The organism is Pseudomonas sp. BTN1 (assembly GCF_001907715.1).
GTDB lineage: Bacteria > Pseudomonadota > Gammaproteobacteria > Pseudomonadales > Pseudomonadaceae > Aquipseudomonas > Aquipseudomonas paracarnis.
On record NZ_MPBM01000026.1, the window covers coordinates 40,271 to 56,045 of the forward strand.

12 protein-coding genes are annotated in these 15,775 nt (G+C 62.2%); 6 read left to right on the forward strand and 6 right to left on the reverse strand.

Features of this window, described 5'->3' with window-relative positions; all coding sequences use genetic code 11:
• Nucleotides 1-3: 3 nt before the first annotated feature.
• Together BMH52_RS13100 and tam are read left to right on the forward strand one after the other, a co-directional pair.
• Nucleotides 4-519: a single-stranded DNA-binding protein gene (locus BMH52_RS13100; RefSeq protein WP_003232445.1), complete on the forward strand. Its 516-nt coding sequence runs from the start codon at nucleotides 4-6 to the stop codon at nucleotides 517-519.
• Nucleotides 520-705: 186 nt separating this feature from the next.
• On the forward strand, nucleotides 706-1,467 hold the full coding sequence (gene tam / locus BMH52_RS13105) for a trans-aconitate 2-methyltransferase (protein WP_073843895.1): 762 nt from the start codon (nucleotides 706-708) through the stop codon (nucleotides 1,465-1,467).
• Between the two features lie 22 nt (nucleotides 1,468-1,489).
• Here tam and BMH52_RS13110 read toward each other — a convergent pair whose 3' ends face one another.
• Nucleotides 1,490-2,053, reverse strand: coding sequence for a cysteine hydrolase family protein (locus BMH52_RS13110; protein WP_019818884.1), 564 nt, complete (start codon nucleotides 2,051-2,053; stop codon nucleotides 1,490-1,492).
• Between the two features lie 96 nt (nucleotides 2,054-2,149).
• Between BMH52_RS13110 and BMH52_RS13115 the strand changes: the two genes are divergently transcribed.
• The 3 genes from BMH52_RS13115 to BMH52_RS13125 all read left to right on the forward strand — a co-directional run bounded on the left by BMH52_RS13115 (nucleotide 2,150) and on the right by BMH52_RS13125 (nucleotide 5,145).
• On the forward strand, nucleotides 2,150-3,121 hold the full coding sequence (locus BMH52_RS13115) for a GlxA family transcriptional regulator (protein ID WP_073843897.1): 972 nt from the start codon (nucleotides 2,150-2,152) through the stop codon (nucleotides 3,119-3,121).
• Between the two features lie 169 nt (nucleotides 3,122-3,290).
• The gene (locus tag BMH52_RS13120) at nucleotides 3,291-4,400 is read left to right on the forward strand and encodes a DUF3182 family protein (RefSeq protein WP_014720145.1); all 1,110 of its coding nucleotides are present in this window, start codon (nucleotides 3,291-3,293) and stop codon (nucleotides 4,398-4,400) included.
• On the forward strand, nucleotides 4,390-5,145 hold the full coding sequence (locus BMH52_RS13125; RefSeq protein WP_019818878.1) for a S9 family peptidase: 756 nt from the start codon (nucleotides 4,390-4,392) through the stop codon (nucleotides 5,143-5,145). The genes BMH52_RS13120 and BMH52_RS13125 overlap by 11 nt, the downstream gene beginning before the upstream one ends.
• Nucleotides 5,146-5,258: 113 nt before the next feature.
• On the opposite strand, the gene BMH52_RS13130 is transcribed toward BMH52_RS13125, so the two are convergent.
• The 4 genes from BMH52_RS13130 to BMH52_RS13145 are packed head-to-tail and all read right to left on the reverse strand — an operon-like array spanning nucleotide 5,259 to nucleotide 9,172.
• Nucleotides 5,259-6,224 (reverse strand): lysylphosphatidylglycerol synthase domain-containing protein, encoded by a 966-nt coding sequence (locus tag BMH52_RS13130; protein ID WP_014720143.1) that lies wholly within the window; start codon nucleotides 6,222-6,224, stop codon nucleotides 5,259-5,261.
• Complete coding sequence (gene clsB, locus BMH52_RS13135) at nucleotides 6,214-7,476, reverse strand: cardiolipin synthase ClsB (protein ID WP_072435448.1); 1,263 nt, start codon at nucleotides 7,474-7,476, stop codon at nucleotides 6,214-6,216. Before clsB ends, BMH52_RS13130 begins: the two co-directional genes overlap by 11 nt.
• A complete protein-coding gene (locus BMH52_RS13140) occupies nucleotides 7,473-8,249 on the reverse strand; it encodes an endonuclease/exonuclease/phosphatase family protein (protein ID WP_014720141.1) in 777 nt (258 codons plus the stop codon). The genes clsB and BMH52_RS13140 overlap by 4 nt, the downstream gene beginning before the upstream one ends.
• A complete protein-coding gene (locus BMH52_RS13145; RefSeq protein WP_014720140.1) occupies nucleotides 8,246-9,172 on the reverse strand; it encodes a DUF72 domain-containing protein in 927 nt (308 codons plus the stop codon). The genes BMH52_RS13140 and BMH52_RS13145 overlap by 4 nt, the downstream gene beginning before the upstream one ends.
• Before the next feature lie 188 nt (nucleotides 9,173-9,360).
• Between BMH52_RS13145 and BMH52_RS13150 the strand changes: the two genes are divergently transcribed.
• Nucleotides 9,361-11,454: a mechanosensitive ion channel family protein gene (locus BMH52_RS13150; RefSeq protein ID WP_073843899.1), complete on the forward strand. Its 2,094-nt coding sequence runs from the start codon at nucleotides 9,361-9,363 to the stop codon at nucleotides 11,452-11,454.
• Nucleotides 11,455-11,465: 11 nt separating this feature from the next.
• On the opposite strand, the gene BMH52_RS13155 is transcribed toward BMH52_RS13150, so the two are convergent.
• Nucleotides 11,466-15,713 carry a DEAD/DEAH box helicase gene (locus BMH52_RS13155; RefSeq protein ID WP_073843901.1) on the reverse strand — a complete coding sequence of 1,416 codons (4,248 nt, stop codon included), beginning with the start codon at nucleotides 15,711-15,713 and terminating at the stop codon, nucleotides 11,466-11,468.
• Between the last annotated feature and the right edge of the window lie 62 nt (nucleotides 15,714-15,775).

A 15,775-nucleotide genomic window follows, 5' to 3' on the forward strand; every position in this document is an offset into this window, starting at 1 on the left:
GTTATGGCCCGTGGGGTTAACAAAGTCATATTGGTCGGTACTTGCGGCCAGGATCCCGAAGTTCGCTACTTGCCTAACGGTAACGCCGTGACCAACCTGAGCCTGGCGACCAGCGAACAGTGGACCGACAAGCAGACCGGCCAGAAGGTCGAGAAGACCGAATGGCACCGCGTGTCGATGTTCGGCAAGGTCGCAGAGATCGCCGGTGAATACCTGCGCAAAGGTTCGCAGGTCTACATCGAAGGCAAACTGCAAACCCGTGAGTGGGAAAAAGACGGCATCAAGCGTTACACCACCGAAATCGTGGTCGACATGCAAGGCACCATGCAACTGCTGGGCGGCCGTCCACAGGGCGACCAACAGGGCCAGGGCGGTATGTCCAACTCGGCACCGCGCCCACAGCAGTCGCGTCCGCAGCCAAGCCAGCAGCCACAGCGTGAGTCGCGCCCAGCACCACAACAGGCTGCTCCGCAACCGGCTCCGGATTTCGACAGCTTTGATGACGATATCCCGTTCTAAGGTCCAAGACCGACCCTGAACAAACAAAACCCCCGATAGCGAAAGCATCGGGGTTTTTTTATGGGCGATGAACAGGCGTCGGTGCACGCGCTGCCTTTTTGCAGGCAGCACACCAACCCCAGCATTTGTTCTCATGGCTCACAAGATTTAGGCTGTCGCCACCTCTAAGAAAGAAGGAAAGCTGTGATGACCTGGTCCGCCAAGCAGTACACGATGTTCGAACAGCAGCGCACTCGCCCTGTCCGTGACCTGATTGCGGCAATTCCCAACACCGACGTGGGCACCGCAGTCGACCTGGGGTGCGGGCCGGGAAACTCCACCGAAGTGCTGGCCGAGCGTTTCCCCCAAGCGCACGTCACTGGCATGGACAGCTCCGATGACATGTTGGTAGACGCCCGCAAGCGCCTGCCCAGGTTGAACTTCGAGCTGGCAGATATCGGCGCCTGGCACCCTGCGCAACGCTTGGATGTGATTCTGGCCAATGCCTCGCTGCAATGGCTGCCGGACCACGCCACGCTCTACCCGCACTTGGTCCACCAACTGAACCCAGGCGGTACGCTGGCGGTGCAAACCCCGGACAACCTTGACGAGCCCGCCCATCGCCTGGCCCGTGAAGTTGCGGCCGATGGCCCGTGGTCGGCGAAGATAGGGGCGGTCAAACACAATGAGCGGCACACCGCCAGTTACTACTACGAGCTGCTGAGCAAGCATTGCAGCACCGTGGATGTGTGGCGCACCACCTATCACCACCCGTTGGCGGACCACTCGGCGGTGGTGGAGTGGTTCAAGGCCTCGGCATTGCGGCCTTTTCTCGCACCGTTGACCGACGATGAAAAAGCCGCCTTCCTGCAGCAATACCAGGCGCGAATTACCCAGGCTTATCCAGCCCTGGCCGATGGCACGGTGTTGTTGCCCTTTCCGCGCCTGTTCATCATCGCCACACGCTAAAGCGATCAGCCCCGGGTGGCGGTCACGCAGCCGCTGCTTGGGCCTGCAGATATTCCTCTGCCGACACCACACCCGCATAGCCAAATGCCAGGGAGGCCATGTACGCCCCGTGCACCTGCGCCGCCGGAATCACCTGCCCGTTGAATTCCTGGTCGCGGGTCGCGCAGGCATCATGGATCACCGTAACCTTGTAGCCCAGGTCCGCCGCCGCCCGTACCACGGCGTCAATGCACATATGGCTCATGCTGCCTACCACCACCACGTCGGTGATGCTGCGCTGTTCCAGCAGTTCGCGCAGGTTGGTTTGGCGAAACGCATTCACGAAGTGTTTGAGCACCACCGGTTCCTCGCCCTCGTTGAGCACCTTGGCATGCAAGTGCGCGCCTTCGGAGCCCGGTGTGAAGAACGGTGCGTCGTCGCCAGCGAACTCATGCCGTACATGAATCACCGCATCGCCTGCTTGTCGAAACGCCTGGAGCACCTGCGCCGCCTTGTCCGCTGCGGCTTCCACGCCGTCGAGCGGCCACTTGCCCTGGGGGAAGTAGTCGTTCTGGATATCGATTAGGATGAGCGCCTGCTTGGCCATGTGTGTTGCCTCGTGATGGGTTGATGGGCCTAGTATCTTAGCTGGCGATCACGCCGAGAATTGGCCGCACCGACAATAACAGGGGGAAAACTGACAATGGCCGCGCAACGCAGCACTGTCGAGCTGGGTGTGTTGATCTACCAAGGTGCGCAACTCGCCGCAGTCCACGGGCTGACTGACCTGTTCGGGGTCGCTAACCGCATCGCCGCCGAGCATGACTCTGCGCAACTGCCGCTGCTGCGGGTCAGCCACTGGCAGGTAGATGCCCACGGCACGCCCGCGCGCACGTTCGACAGCCACCCAGGCCCCGACCAACCGATGATGGCCGTGTTGGTGCCGCCCTCGATTGCAGAGTTCATCGAAGACCAGGCGCCGCCTGCGCTGCTGGAATGGCTGCGCCTGCAACATGCGGGCGGCACCGTGCTGGGCGGCGTGTGCATCGGCTCGATCATGCTGGCGCGCAGCGGCCTGTTGGATGGCCGCAGCGCCACCACCCACTGGTCCTCCGCGAAGTCTTTTGCGGCCAGTTACCCGGCGGTGCGCCTGGAAGCGGATAAACCCATTGTCGATGACGGCGACCTGATCACTTCCGCGGGGCTGATGGCCTGGTCCGAACTGGGCCTGCGCCTGGTCGACCGGCTGATGGGCCCGAGCGTGGCGGCCGATACGGCGCGTTTTCTGGTGATCGAACACAGCGCCAGCGCCAGCCAATGTGGGAGTAACTTTGCGCCGCTTCTCAGGCACGGTGATGGTGCGGTCCTCAAGGTCCAGCATTGGCTGCAAGCCAGTGGCGCGGTGGACGTGTCCGTGGCAGCGATGGCGCAGGAGGCGAACCTGGAAGAGCGCACCTTTCTGCGGCGCTTTCGCAACGCCACCGGATTGAAACCCACCGAGTACTGCCAACACCTGCGGGTCGGCAAGGCGCGGCAGATGCTGGAGTTCACCAACGGCACCATCGATCACATTGCCTGGACCGTGGGCTATCAAGACCCCGGTGCCTTTCGTACCATTTTCAAGAAAATCACCGGCCTGTCCCCCAGCGATTACCGCAACCGCTTTGGGGTTTGAATCGTGCAGAACGCCGCAGGGTTCGCCCCGGGTCGTGCAGAATAAAACAGGCTAACGGCCATCACTTTTTGCGCAACTGATTGATTTAACAACTATCCGCTCAATCACAGCGTTGGCCTGATCCATGCAACCTCATTGCTACACAAAGGTTGATGGAAAAGGGGACCGCATGACCCCCATAAGTCGCAAGAAGTTGGTGGTCGCCCACTCCATGCGAGAGGGGGCGCCCCTGCATGAAATCGAAACCAACCGCGCCCTCGCACGCTGGCTGGCGCAGATCCTGGGGCTCAAGTTCGGTGGCAGTTACGACCCGGCCCTGCATGCGGGTCGGGAATTGTATCTGCTGCCCACGCAAACCCTGGTCGGGCCAGCCCAAGCGCGCCAGCTCAATATCAAGGGGCCTGGCGATCTGTGGGGCGGCTATGTCGATCACGCTTTTATCTGCACCAAGGCCATCACGCATGGCCTGTTGAGTCCCGAGGCCAAGGCGCCCGAAGGCTGGTCGCCGACATTCTGCGAGCGCGTGCGTGACGTGGTGTTGGACGGCGTGAGTGTGTTCGCCCTTAAGGACGCGCGGCCTGCCGCGACCCGCTTGCTCTACAGTGGCCCGATTCGTCTGAAACCCGTGAACGCCTGTGCAGGGCGCGGGCAGGAAGTTATCCACAGCCTGGATGAGTTCGACGCGATAGTGGCGCGCCCGGAAGCGGCCCGAATGTTCAATGAAGGCGTGGTGCTGGAACAAGACCTGCACGCGGTGGTCACCCACAGTGTGGGCCAGAGTTTTATTGGCGATCACCTCATTAGCTACTGCGGCGAGCAGCACCTGACCCAAGACGGGCAGGGGGAAGAGGTCTACGGCGGTTCCGATCTGCTGGTCGTCCCCGGTGATTATGCTGCCCTGCTCAAACTGGATCTGCGGGAAGACGTGCGTGAGGCCATTGAACAGGCGCTGGTTTTCGACCGTGCTGCGGACGAAGCCTACCCAAGCTTCTTCGCCTCGCGCCGCAACTACGACATCGCCCAAGGCCTGGACAGCACAGGCCAGCGCCGTAGTGGCGTGCTCGAACAATCCTGGCGCATGGGCGGAGCCAGCAGCGCGGAGGTCGCAGCGCTGCAGAGCTTTATCAACCATCCGGGCCTTAAGGCTATCCGTGTGTCCTCGGTAGAAACCTATGTAGACCAAGCGCTGCCGGCGGATGCCATCGAGGTATACCGAGGCCCGGCCGAAAACAGCGACTTTCTACTCAAGTATGTGACGGTCAAGACTTATGACGGCTAGAAGCGAGAGCATCACCATCGATATAGACGACGAACAGATGAGCGGGACATTCCTCAGTCCCAAGTCCAAAGTGCCCGGCGTGTTGTTCGTGCACGGCTGGGGCGGCAGCCAGGAGCGCGACCTGGAGCGGGCCAAAGGTATCGCAGGCCTTGGGTGTGTGTGCCTGACCTTCGACCTGCGTGGCCATGCTGGCACCGGCATCCCTTTGTCGCGCGTCACCCGCGAAGACAACCTGCGCGACCTGCTGGCCGCCTACGACCGCCTGCTGTCCCACCCGGCTATCGACACCTCGGCGGTGGCAGTGGTGGGCACCAGTTATGGCGGCTACCTGGCAGCGATCCTCACCTCATTGCGCCCGGTACGTTGGCTGGCGCTGCGAGTGCCGGCGCTGTACCGCGATCAGGAATGGCTCAAGCCCAAGCGCGACTTGGATAAAGCCGACCTGATGGATTACCGCGGCACCCTCGTGCACGCCGAAACCAACCGTGCCCTGCATGCCTGCGCGCAATTTACCGGCGATGTGCTGATTGTCGAATCGGAAACCGACGACCATGTGCCCCACGCCACCATCATGAGTTACCGCGCGGCGTGCCAGCAGACCCATTCGCTGACCCACCGCATCATCGACGGCGCCGACCATTCCCTGAGCGACCCGGTGTCGCAACAGGCCTACACCTCGATCCTGGTGGACTGGATCACCGAGATGGTGGTAGGGGAGCGGTTGAGCATCATTCAGGCTCGATAGTCGTTGCCCTTGTGATCGCTTTCGCGGACAAGCCCGGCTCCCACCTGGGAATGCATTCCCCTGTGGGAGCCGGGCTTGCCCGCGAAAGCGATTCCACCGTCACCACCGTCTCATCAGGCAGTTTTCTTAACCCGCAACGCCTTGGCCTTGGCCTCCACCCCCAAATACATCACCAGTGCAATCAACAACGGGCAGATAAAATAAATCGCCCGGTACGCGATCAGCCCGGCCAGCAAACTCCCCCGCGACGCCTCATGCTGCAACAGCGCAATGAACACCGCCTCCAACACCCCCAAGCCGGCGGGAATATGGGTGACCACCCCGGCAATTGCGCTGATCAACAGCACCCCCAGCACCAGTGGGTAATCCAGTTTGGCGGGCAACAAGGCAAATATCACCGCCGCCATCAACGACCAGTTCAACGCACCCAGGGCCAGTTGCAAACAGGCCATGCGCAGCGACGGCAAGTTGATCTCGATACCGCGAATCGACCACGCGCGCTTTTTCGAAAACCGGCACGCCGCCAGGTAGCCCAGGCTCGCGAGCACCAATAACCCCCCGACCCCTTGCAAGGCGCCGCTGCTGAGCTTCCAGCCCGGCGGCAGGGTCACCAACCCGCTGCTGAAAACCACTCCGGCCAACGCCATATAGCCAAACCAATTGGTGGCCAGGCTCAGGCCGAGGATCTTGGCGATATTGCTGGTGCTCACGCCCAGGCGCGAATACAGCCGATACCGCATGGCGATGCCACCGACCCAGGCGCTGAGGTTGAGGTTGAACGCGTAGCTGATGAAACCCACCGGCAATATCTGCTTCCAACGCAACGGCTGGCGAATGTAGGTGCGGCCGATCAAGTCGAAGCAGGCATAGACGATAAAACTGCACAGCGTCAGCGCGCCGGCGATGAACAATGTGCGCAGCTTGAACTCGCTCAGGGTCTGGAACACTTCGCTCCAGTCGATGCGCCGGGCCAGCAGGGTAAACAACACGATCAGCAGCACGAAGAACGCGATCGTCAGCGGTTTCTTCCAGCGCTTGAACCCAGAGGCTTGCGCTTGGGGGCGGGCTTCAGACGTCATGGGGCGTGGCCTCAAAAGGTTTCAAACGCGGTTTGTGGGCCGGTAACCAACTGGCCAGTACCGGGAAATGGCGCATCACATGAAACACCAGGAAACCCACGGTCAAGCGCCAGAGCCACAGACGTGGCTTGCGCTTTTCCGGAATGGTCTGGCAATGATTTCGGGCCAGGGCTTCCAGGCGTTCGTAGAGCTGCTGATTGAAAGCCCGGTCGCGAATCAGCACATTGGCTTCCAGGTTTAATGCCAGGCTCAGTGGGTCCAGGTTGCTCGAACCGACGGTGCTCCATTCGTCATCCACCAGCGCCACCTTGCCGTGCAGCGGGCGTTGGCAGTATTCGTGAATCACCACGCCATCCTTGAGCAAGTAGTCATAGAGCATGCGCGCAGCGAGTTTCGCCAACAGCACGTCCGGCTGGCCTTGCATGATCAACTGCACCTGCACGCCACGGCGCGCCGCGTTGCGGATCTCGCGAAGCAGGCGATAGCCGGGGAAGAAATACGCGTTGGCGATCACCACGCGCCGCCGAGCCTGGCTCAAGGCGTGGATATACGCGTCTTCGATATCGTCACGATGCTGAATGTTATCGCGATAAATCAGGCGCACCAGGCCGTCGCCTGGCTCGCTCGTCCAGGGCGAAGGCCGTTGCTGGCGCCGTCGCCAACCGCGACGGCTGCGCACTTGGCGGCCACTTTGGGCGAGGGCGAAATGGTGCAGGTCGGCCACAGCCGGGCCGATCACCTGTACTGAGTAATCCTGCTTGGCTTCGGGGCCGAAATCCGCCAAGTGGTCAGCAGAAAAATTGATCCCGCCGATGAACGCCACGCGGGCATCCACCACGACAATCTTGCGGTGCAGGCGGCGAAACCAGTTAGTGCGTATGCCGAAGGTCTTGGGCGCCGGGTCGAACATCTGCACCATCACCCCGGCTTCGGCCAACTCCCGCAGGAAGCCCGGGCTCAGCTCGCCGCAACCAAAACCGTCGAGGCTGACCACCACCTTTACCCCACGCTTGGCCGCCTCGATGAGGATGCTGTGCAGCTCAAAGCCGACCTTGTCTTCAAAGAGGATGAAGGTCTCCAGCAGGATCTCGCGCTCTGCCGCCCGCAAAGCCTCGAACACAGCGGGAAAGTACGCCTCGCCGTTCTCCAGCAACGCCACCTGGTTGCCGCTCTGCCAGCCGTAATCCAGATCCCGCGCTTTGCTGTCATCTGGCGGTTGGTCTGTGGCGATATGGTCTACCGCAACGTTCATAGCTCAACCTCCACCGACAGCGGCACATGGTCTGAGAGATGGGACCAAGGGCGAGTGGTGAGTACGCGCGGGTTGTGCACCGTCAAGTTACGCACATAAATGCGGTCCAGCGGCAGCAACGGCAGGCGTGCCGGGAAGGTGCGCGCCGGTTTGCCAAGGGTGTGCATGAACACTTCCTGCAAACCGCTTTCGCTCAGGTCGGCTTTTTGCCGCCAGTCGTTGAAATCGCCAGCGACCACCAACGGCGCATCGGCCGGAATCTCGCTGATACGTTGTTCCAGCAACCGCAATTGTTGTTGGCGATGCACCTCGCGCAAGCCCAGGTGGATGCAGATCGCGTGCACCTGCTGGCCGCTGCCCGGCAGGCGCAACACGCAATGCAGCAGGCCGCGGTTTTCATGGCCGCTTTGCGAAATGTCGAGGTTGTCGTAGCGGATGATCTGGAATTTCGACAGCAGTGCATTGCCATGGTCGCCATGGGGGTACACCGCATTGCGCCCATAGGCAAACTGCGGCCAGATGCTGTCGGCCAGGAACTCATACTGCGGCATTTTTGGCCAGTCGCTGTAGCGCTGGGGATGGCGTTCGTGAGTGCCATGGATCTCCTGCAAGAACACCATGTCGGCGCCCACGCTGCGCACCGCTTCACGCAGTTCGGGCAAGATGAAGCGGCGATTCAGTGCGGTGAAACCCTTGTGGATATTGACCGTCAGCACCGTGAAACGGGTGATGGCGGTGGTCGGCGGGGTGGGGATCAGCTCTGGATGCGTCATGGCAATACTCCTGGTTCCGGCAGTCGGCCAGGCTCGGTGAGCAGGTGTTCGTCCAGTCCGAAGCGTTGCAGCAATTGGCGTGCATCGAAGGGGGCGCGAACTTTGATGTCGTTGTCGAAAAAACAGAACACATCGCGCTGTTTACGCCTGCGGGGTGTGTGGTGCGGGTCGACCAGGTGTGCATCGGCAGGCTGCTTGCCCTGGGCCCAGCGTTCGATGCGGTCACCCCAGCGCTGGAGCGCTTCGGCGCTATAACCACTGGCGTATAACTGCTTGTCGCCGTGCAAGCGCAGGTACATGAAGTTGGCGGTCACGTCTTCCATGTACGGCCACTTGCCGGCGGTGTCCGCGACCACCAGCGCCACACCGTGCTTATCCAGCAGTTGGATGAACTCCGGCACGGCAAAACTCTTGTTGCGAATCTCCACGGCATGGCGCAAAGGCTTCTTGGCATAGGCCTTCATGCTCGCCTTGCCGTTCAGGCGTGGCTCATGCTGGCGGGCGAGGGCGGCCGCCTGCTGGGTGTCGGTGGGTAATTGGGCCAGGAAGGTTTCGAACAGCGTGGCGTCAAATTTGAAGCTGGGCGGAAACTGCCAGAGGATGGGGCCGAGTTTTTCTTTGAGTTCCAGCACCCCGGAAGCGAAGAAATTCGCCATCGGCTTGTGCACGTCCCGCAGGCGCAGGATATGCGTGATGAAACGGGGCGCCTTGACACTGAACAGGAAACCTTCGGGCGTATCGGCATACCACTCGGCGTAGCGCTTGGGGGTTTGCAACGCATAGAACGAGCCGTTGATTTCGATGCTGTTGACGGCGCGTGACGCAAACTGCAACTCGCGTTTCTGGGTCAGCCCTTCGGGGTAAAAGTCCCCGCGCCAGGGCGTGTAGCGCCAGCCGGAAATGCCGATGTGAATCGCCGCCATGTGTGCTCCCGTGGATGGTGGGTGAGGTGACCTCCGTTATGGGATGACTGCGCTGTTTGGCTGAAAGTTTCCACATTCCTACAGGCGGTACAGGGGGGGAAATGTGGGAGGGGCATTGCAAACGCAGGGAACGATAAGGGCCCAAGCTCGTCAGTTCCTTACAGACCCTGCTGAAGGAGCTTGCTGTTTTGCTGAATCCAAAGACTGCATTACTGCTCGTCGCGCTGCTGCTCTGCGGCAATGGCGCCCTGCAAGCCGCGGCAACGGCGCCCGCTGCCGAAACGCCGGCCAAGCCGGAACTGCTGGTAGAAGGCGGGCTGCTCGGGGCCATCAGCTCCAGCATCGACGACGTGCAGAACAAGCTCGACCTCGACCAGAACCTCATCGACGCCTGGCGCCTGCGTGCTGATCGCGCCGCGGACGAAGTAGGGCGCCTGGTAGACCAGACAGCCGCACGCTCGCCGTGGAGCGTGGCGGGCGATTTCCTGCTGTTGTCTGGGGTGTGGGTCGGTGCCTTTGCGGTCTTGACGATACTTGGGCGCCTGGTTGTGCAACGCTCGAGCCGCCGCCCATTCCTCGCGCGGCGCCAACGGCTGCAAGGCTTGCTGGGCTATGTAGTTCCCTACACGATTCCAGCGCTGATCTGCCTGCCGCTGACCCTTTATGTCAGTCACTTTTTACCCACGTCTGTCGGCCGAGCCCTGGCACTGTGTTTTGCCTACGCCACCAGTAGTGGCATCTTTTCCACCTCGCTGTTGCTGTGCGTCATTGTCATGTTCAACGTCGGCCACAAGCGGCCTGCCGTGCGGATCATTCGTGACTATTGCCCCAAGCCTCTATTCCTGATCGGCTTTCTCGCGGCCCTCAGTGATGCACTGACCAGCCCGCAAATCGCTCGTCAGTTGGGCGGCAATATCACCAGCAGCATCGCCGTGTTTACCGGCCTGTTTGCCGCGGTCATCTTTGGCGTACTGGTGGTACGCCTGCGTCGGCCGGTGGCCCATTTGATCCGCAACCGGCCACTGGCCCAGCGCCTCAAACATCCAGCATTGCAACAGTCGCTGCGGGTGTTTTCCGGGCTCTGGTACTGGCCGATTCTGTTGATGGTGCTGGTGTCGGCGGTCAACCTGATTGGTGCCGGTGACGACAACCAAGAGGCCCTGCGCTGCGCGTTGCTCACCACCTTGTTACTGATCGGCACGGTGTTTCTCAGCACCGTGCTGCAACACCTGTTCAAGTCCCGCAGCCAGGTATCGATCCAACGCAGCAGCGCCTACAAGGAACGCTTTCTGAGTTTGCTGCACGCGATTTTGCGTATCGTCATGGCCATCACGTTTATCGAGATACTCGGGCGTATCTGGGGCGTTTCGCTGTTCGAATTCGCCCAGCGCAACTCGGTGGGCCGGGCCATCAGTGATTCCCTCAGCAGTATCGGCCTGATCCTGTTGGTGACCTGGCTGTTCTGGGTGGTGCTCGACACTGCGATTCAGGAAGCCCTCAAACCACCGGTGAATAAACGCTCCAGTCGCCAGCCCAGCACCCGGGTCAAAACCATCCTGCCGCTGCTGCGCAATGCAGTGAAGATCATCCTGGTGGTGATCTGCGCGATTACCACCATGGCCAACCTGGGCATCAATGTCGCGCCGTTGCTGGCGGGCGCCGGGGTGGTGGGACTGGCGATCGGTTTCGGTTCCCAGCAACTGGTGCAGGACGTGATTACTGGCCTGTTCATCATCATCGAAGACACCCTGTCCATCGGCGATTGGGTGGTGCTCGACTCTGGTCACGCCGGCACCGTGGAGGGCCTGACCATCCGCACCCTGCGCCTGCGTGACGGCAAGGGGTTTGTGCATTCGGTGCCGTTCGGGCAGATCAAGGCGGTCACCAACCAGTCGCGTCAATTCGCCTACGCGTTCTTCTCAGTGCAGTTCACTTACGACACCGACGTGGACAGGGCCGTGGAGCTGATCCGCGAGGCCGGCCAGTCGATCCGCGACGACGTGTTCCTCAAGTACAACCTGCAAGGGCCGCTTGAAGTATTTGGCGTGGACAAGATGGACCTCAATGGCGTGGTGCTCACCGCGCAGTTCCGCACGGTTTCGGGTGGCCAATACGCAGTCAGCCGGGCGTTTAATCAGCGCTTGAAAAAGCTTGTGGATAACTGTGATGAGGTGCATTTTGCGCAAACTTATCCACAGCAGGTGTTGTTGCCTAAGCGTGTGGCGCAGGAGCATGAGCAGGATGCGGTGGTGTTGACGGAGCAGCCCAGGTCTCAATCATGAGGCCCTCAAGGTCAGCGCCTGATCAACTTCTGCTGCACCGCCTGCTGATCCACCTCCAACAAAACCTGCTGCTTGCCCCCTACCATCACCGCCGCCGGCACCCCATCACGGTACACAACCCGGTTACCGCTTACCGCTGGTACCTTCGCTCCCGGCAACAGCGTGCCGACAAGATTCAACGGATCCGCCCCACACACCGCGATTAAACTGCCATCATGGGGTCGTCGCCGCACCTCGCGCAGCAACGGTATCGCTTCCGGCAATGCAAACTGCTCTCCCGCCAACCCACTGACAAACCGCCCGCCACGGATCTCGCCTCGCGCCTCCAACCGATGGAAAGTGCGCAGCAACTCGCGCCAATTCGGTAACCAATCCGCCTCGCGCTCCAGCAGCCGCCAGAACACCACGCCATAGCGGCGCAGCAGGGTCATCGCCACATGCTCCAAGGTCTCGGCCGTATGCGCGCCGGCGGCGGTCGCCGAGCGGCGAACCAAGGCCCAACGCCCGGCGTCGTCCATACCGCCGACAAACGCCCCGCGCCCACGTCGACTGCTGCGCGCCTGGCGTTTGCTGGCGGGGGTGGTCAAGGCGCGCAGGCCGGCGAAGCTGTCAGCATTCACCAAGCCGGCGCCTACCAATTCCTGCAAGGCTGCCTCCAGCTCGCTGCGCAGCAAATGGGCCTCGTGTACCAGTTCATCGAAAAACAGCGCGCCATGTTCGCGCAGGGCCAGGTGGACCTTCTGCGTCTTGGGCGACAAGGTGGCGCTGTCGGTAGGCTCGGTCAGCCCGCTCCACAACGCTACCTGGCTACGGGGGAGCAAAACCACCGGGGTGCTGCGCAACGCCATGGCGCCGGCCTTGTTGCTCAGGCGCGTCCAGACCAGCTTGCCGCTGCGGCACAGGTCATCGAGCCAGGTCGATGAGTAATCCTTGATGCGGGCGCTGAGCAGGTCTGTGTCCCAGGCTGACGTGGCGGCGGCATAGCCTTCGAACTGGCCGACGATTTGCGGCAACACGGCGCTGCCCTGGCCGCGTGTGCTGTCGGACAGGTGCTGCCAATCGAACAGAAAGCGCATGAAATCCTGCAATGCCACCGGCTCGATTTCCCGGCGCAGGCGCTTGACCGTGTAGCGATGAATGCGCGCCAGCAAATGACGTTCGCACCATTGTTCTTCACCCACGCCGGGGCTGAAGTGACCGCGCAGCACGTAGCCTTCTTGTTCCAGGCGTGCCAGGGCCTGGGTAAGCGCCACCACCGGTAATGCCAGGGGCGCTGCGATCTCGACCAGGGTCAGTGGGCCGAAACCACTGAGGCGCGCACGCAGCACTTCCACCAGCGCGTCATCAAAGGACCAGGGCTCATCGAACCCCGGCAGCAACGGCAGATCGTTGGGATACAGCGCCTGCAAACAATTCAAGCGCTCTACGGCGCTCCACATTCCGTTGGGCAACTGATAGGCCCGCCCGGCCTTGCGCAAGGCCTGCAACCATTGGGCCCATTGCGGCGTAACTTCGCCCGCTGCGATGCACGCCAGGCTCATCAACGCTTCATGCATTTCATCCAGGCCATTGGGCGCCGGCCAGGCTTCTTCGCGTACACCGGCGATGGCGTCGGCATCCAGGGCGCCCAAGTCGTCAGTGCTCTGCGGGTCGCTCCAGCGGCGGTTGAGCACGGCCTGGGTGCGGCGCTCTTCCAGGGGGGCGTCGTCGAGGAAGGTATAGGGTTTAGCGCTGAGGATTTCTGCGGCCATGGGCGAGGGCGCGGGCAGGTCGCGGCTGATCAACCGCACGTCGCCGCGTTCCATGCGCCGCAGCAGCGCCAGCCAGGCGTCGCTGTCCATGGCCTCGTGCAGGCAGTCGTCGAGGGTTTGCGCCACCAGCGGGTGGTGGGGGATTTCGCGTTCGCCGGCGAGGTTTTCCAGGCAGGCGAGTTGGTCGGGAAATACGCTGGCGATCAGGTCTTCGCTCTTCATACGCTGGATCTGCGGCGCCACCTTGCGCCCGCCGGTATAACGCGGCAGCGCCAGGGCCACGCCGGCATTCCAGCGCCAGCGCACACCGAACAGTGGCGCATCCAGCACGGCCTGGATCAAAATGTGCTCGGCACTATTGCTGTTGAGGTAACGCCACACCTCATCCAGCGCGAAGCTGTGGCTGGTGGACAACGACAGCACGATGGCATTTTCACTGGCCGCCGCTTGCAGCTCGAAATTGAAGGTACGGCAAAAGCGCTTGCGCAAGGCCAGGCCCCAGGCGCGGTTGATGCGGCTGCCAAACGGCGTGTGGATGATCAGTTGGGTGCCGCCGGACGTATCGAAAAACCGTTCCATGATCAATGTGTCCTGGGACGGCAAGGCGCTCAGGGCCTGGCGCGACCGGGCGAGGTAATCCAACAGTTGGTCGGCGCTGGCGACATTGAGACCCAGGGTGCCGGTAAGCCAGTCGAGGGCCGGTTGCAGGTCGCCGGGCGTGGCGCCGAGCAAGCTGTCCAATTGCCCTTGCAAGCGGGCCACGGCCACCGATAACTCGTTGCTGCGCCCGGGGGCTTCACCCAACCAGAACGGAATGGTCGGGGGTTGGCCCTGGGCATCTTCGACCCGCACCTTGCCGGCTTCGACCCGTAGGATGCGATAGGAGGTATTGCCGAGCTGGAAGATATCCCCGGCGATGCTTTCCACCGCAAAGTCTTCGTTGACGCTGCCGATATTCAGGCTTTGCGGCTCCAGCAACACGCTGTAGTCGGCATTGTCGGGGATCGTGCCGCCGCTGGTTACCGCCGTGAGCCTGGCGCCACGGCGGCCGCGCAGGGTGTGGGCCACGGCGTCGCGGTGCAGGTAGGCGCTGCGCATGCCCTGGCGGCCGTTGTAGCCCTCGCTGAGCATCTGCAAAAGGGCCTGGTAGTGGCGTTCATCCAGTTCGGCGTAAGGCGCGGCGCGGTGGATAAGCGCCAGCAGCGCTTGTTCCGGCCATTCCTGGGCGCTGACCTCGGCGATGATCTGCTGGGCCAGTACATCGAGCGGTGCCACCGGAATATGCAAGGTATCCAGCTCGCCACGGCGCACGCAGTCGAGCAGCGCGGCGCACTCGATCAGGTCGTCGCGGGTGGTGGCAAACAGGCGCCCCTTGGGCGTGCCACCGACCTGGTGCCCGGAACGGCCGACCCGTTGCAGTAAGCCGTTGATGGAACCGGGTGAGCCGATCTGGCACACCAGGTCCACTTCGCCGATATCAATCCCCAGCTCCAGGGACGCCGTGGCGATCAACACTTGCAGTTCGCCGGCCTTGAGGCGCTGTTCGGCGTCCAGGCGCATCTCTTTGGCCAGACTGCCGTGGTGAGCGGCCACGGCGGTCTTGCCCAGGCGCTCGCTCAAGTGCCGGGCCAGGCGTTCGGCCAGGCGCCGGGTGTTGACGAATACCAGGGTGGTGCGGTGTTCACGGGCCAATTGCGCGAGGCGATCGTAGACCAACTCCCACACGTCGTTGGCCATCACCGCCGAGAGCGGCACCGGCGGCACTTCGATCGCCAGGTCACGGGGGCGGGCGTGGCCGATATCCACAATGGCGCAATCACGTTCGGTGCCGACTAAAAAGCGTGCGACGGCTTCGATGGGTTTTTGCGTGGCCGACAAGCCGATACGGGTCAATGGCTCGGCACACAGCCCTTGCAGGCGCTCCAGGCTCAAGGCCAAGTGGCTGCCGCGCTTGCTAGCGGCGATGGCGTGGATCTCATCGACGATCACCGTACGTGTGCTGGCGAGCATGTGCCGGCCGGAATCCGAGCCGAGCAGCACGTAGAGCGATTCAGGAGTGGTTACCAGGATATGCGGTGCGCGTTTGCGCATCTGGGCGCGGTCTTTTTGCGGGGTGTCGCCGGTGCGCACAGCGGTGCGGATTACCAGCGGCGGCAGCCCCCGCTTCTCTAGATGTTCGGTAATGCCGGCCAGCGGGTTTTGCAGGTTGATCTGGATATCGTTGGATAGCGCCTTGAGCGGCGACACATACACCACCAGGGTTTGGTCCGGCAGTTCGCCGCCGTTGGCCAGGCCTTGGTGCACCAGGTCGTCTAGCACTGCCAGGAAGGCCGTCAGCGTCTTGCCGGAGCCGGTGGGCGCGGCGATCAGCGTCGAGCGGCGCTGGCGGATCAACGGCCACGCCTGGGCCTGGGCGTTGGTCGCCGAAGGAAAGGTACTACGGAACCAAGTGCTGACGGCGGGGTGAAAGCCGTGCAAACCCTTGTCCGTTGATTCGGGAAGGTTCATTCACCCTATATGCAACCGGCGGGGCCAAGTTGCAACCCCGCACTTTATCCGTGACGGTTGCG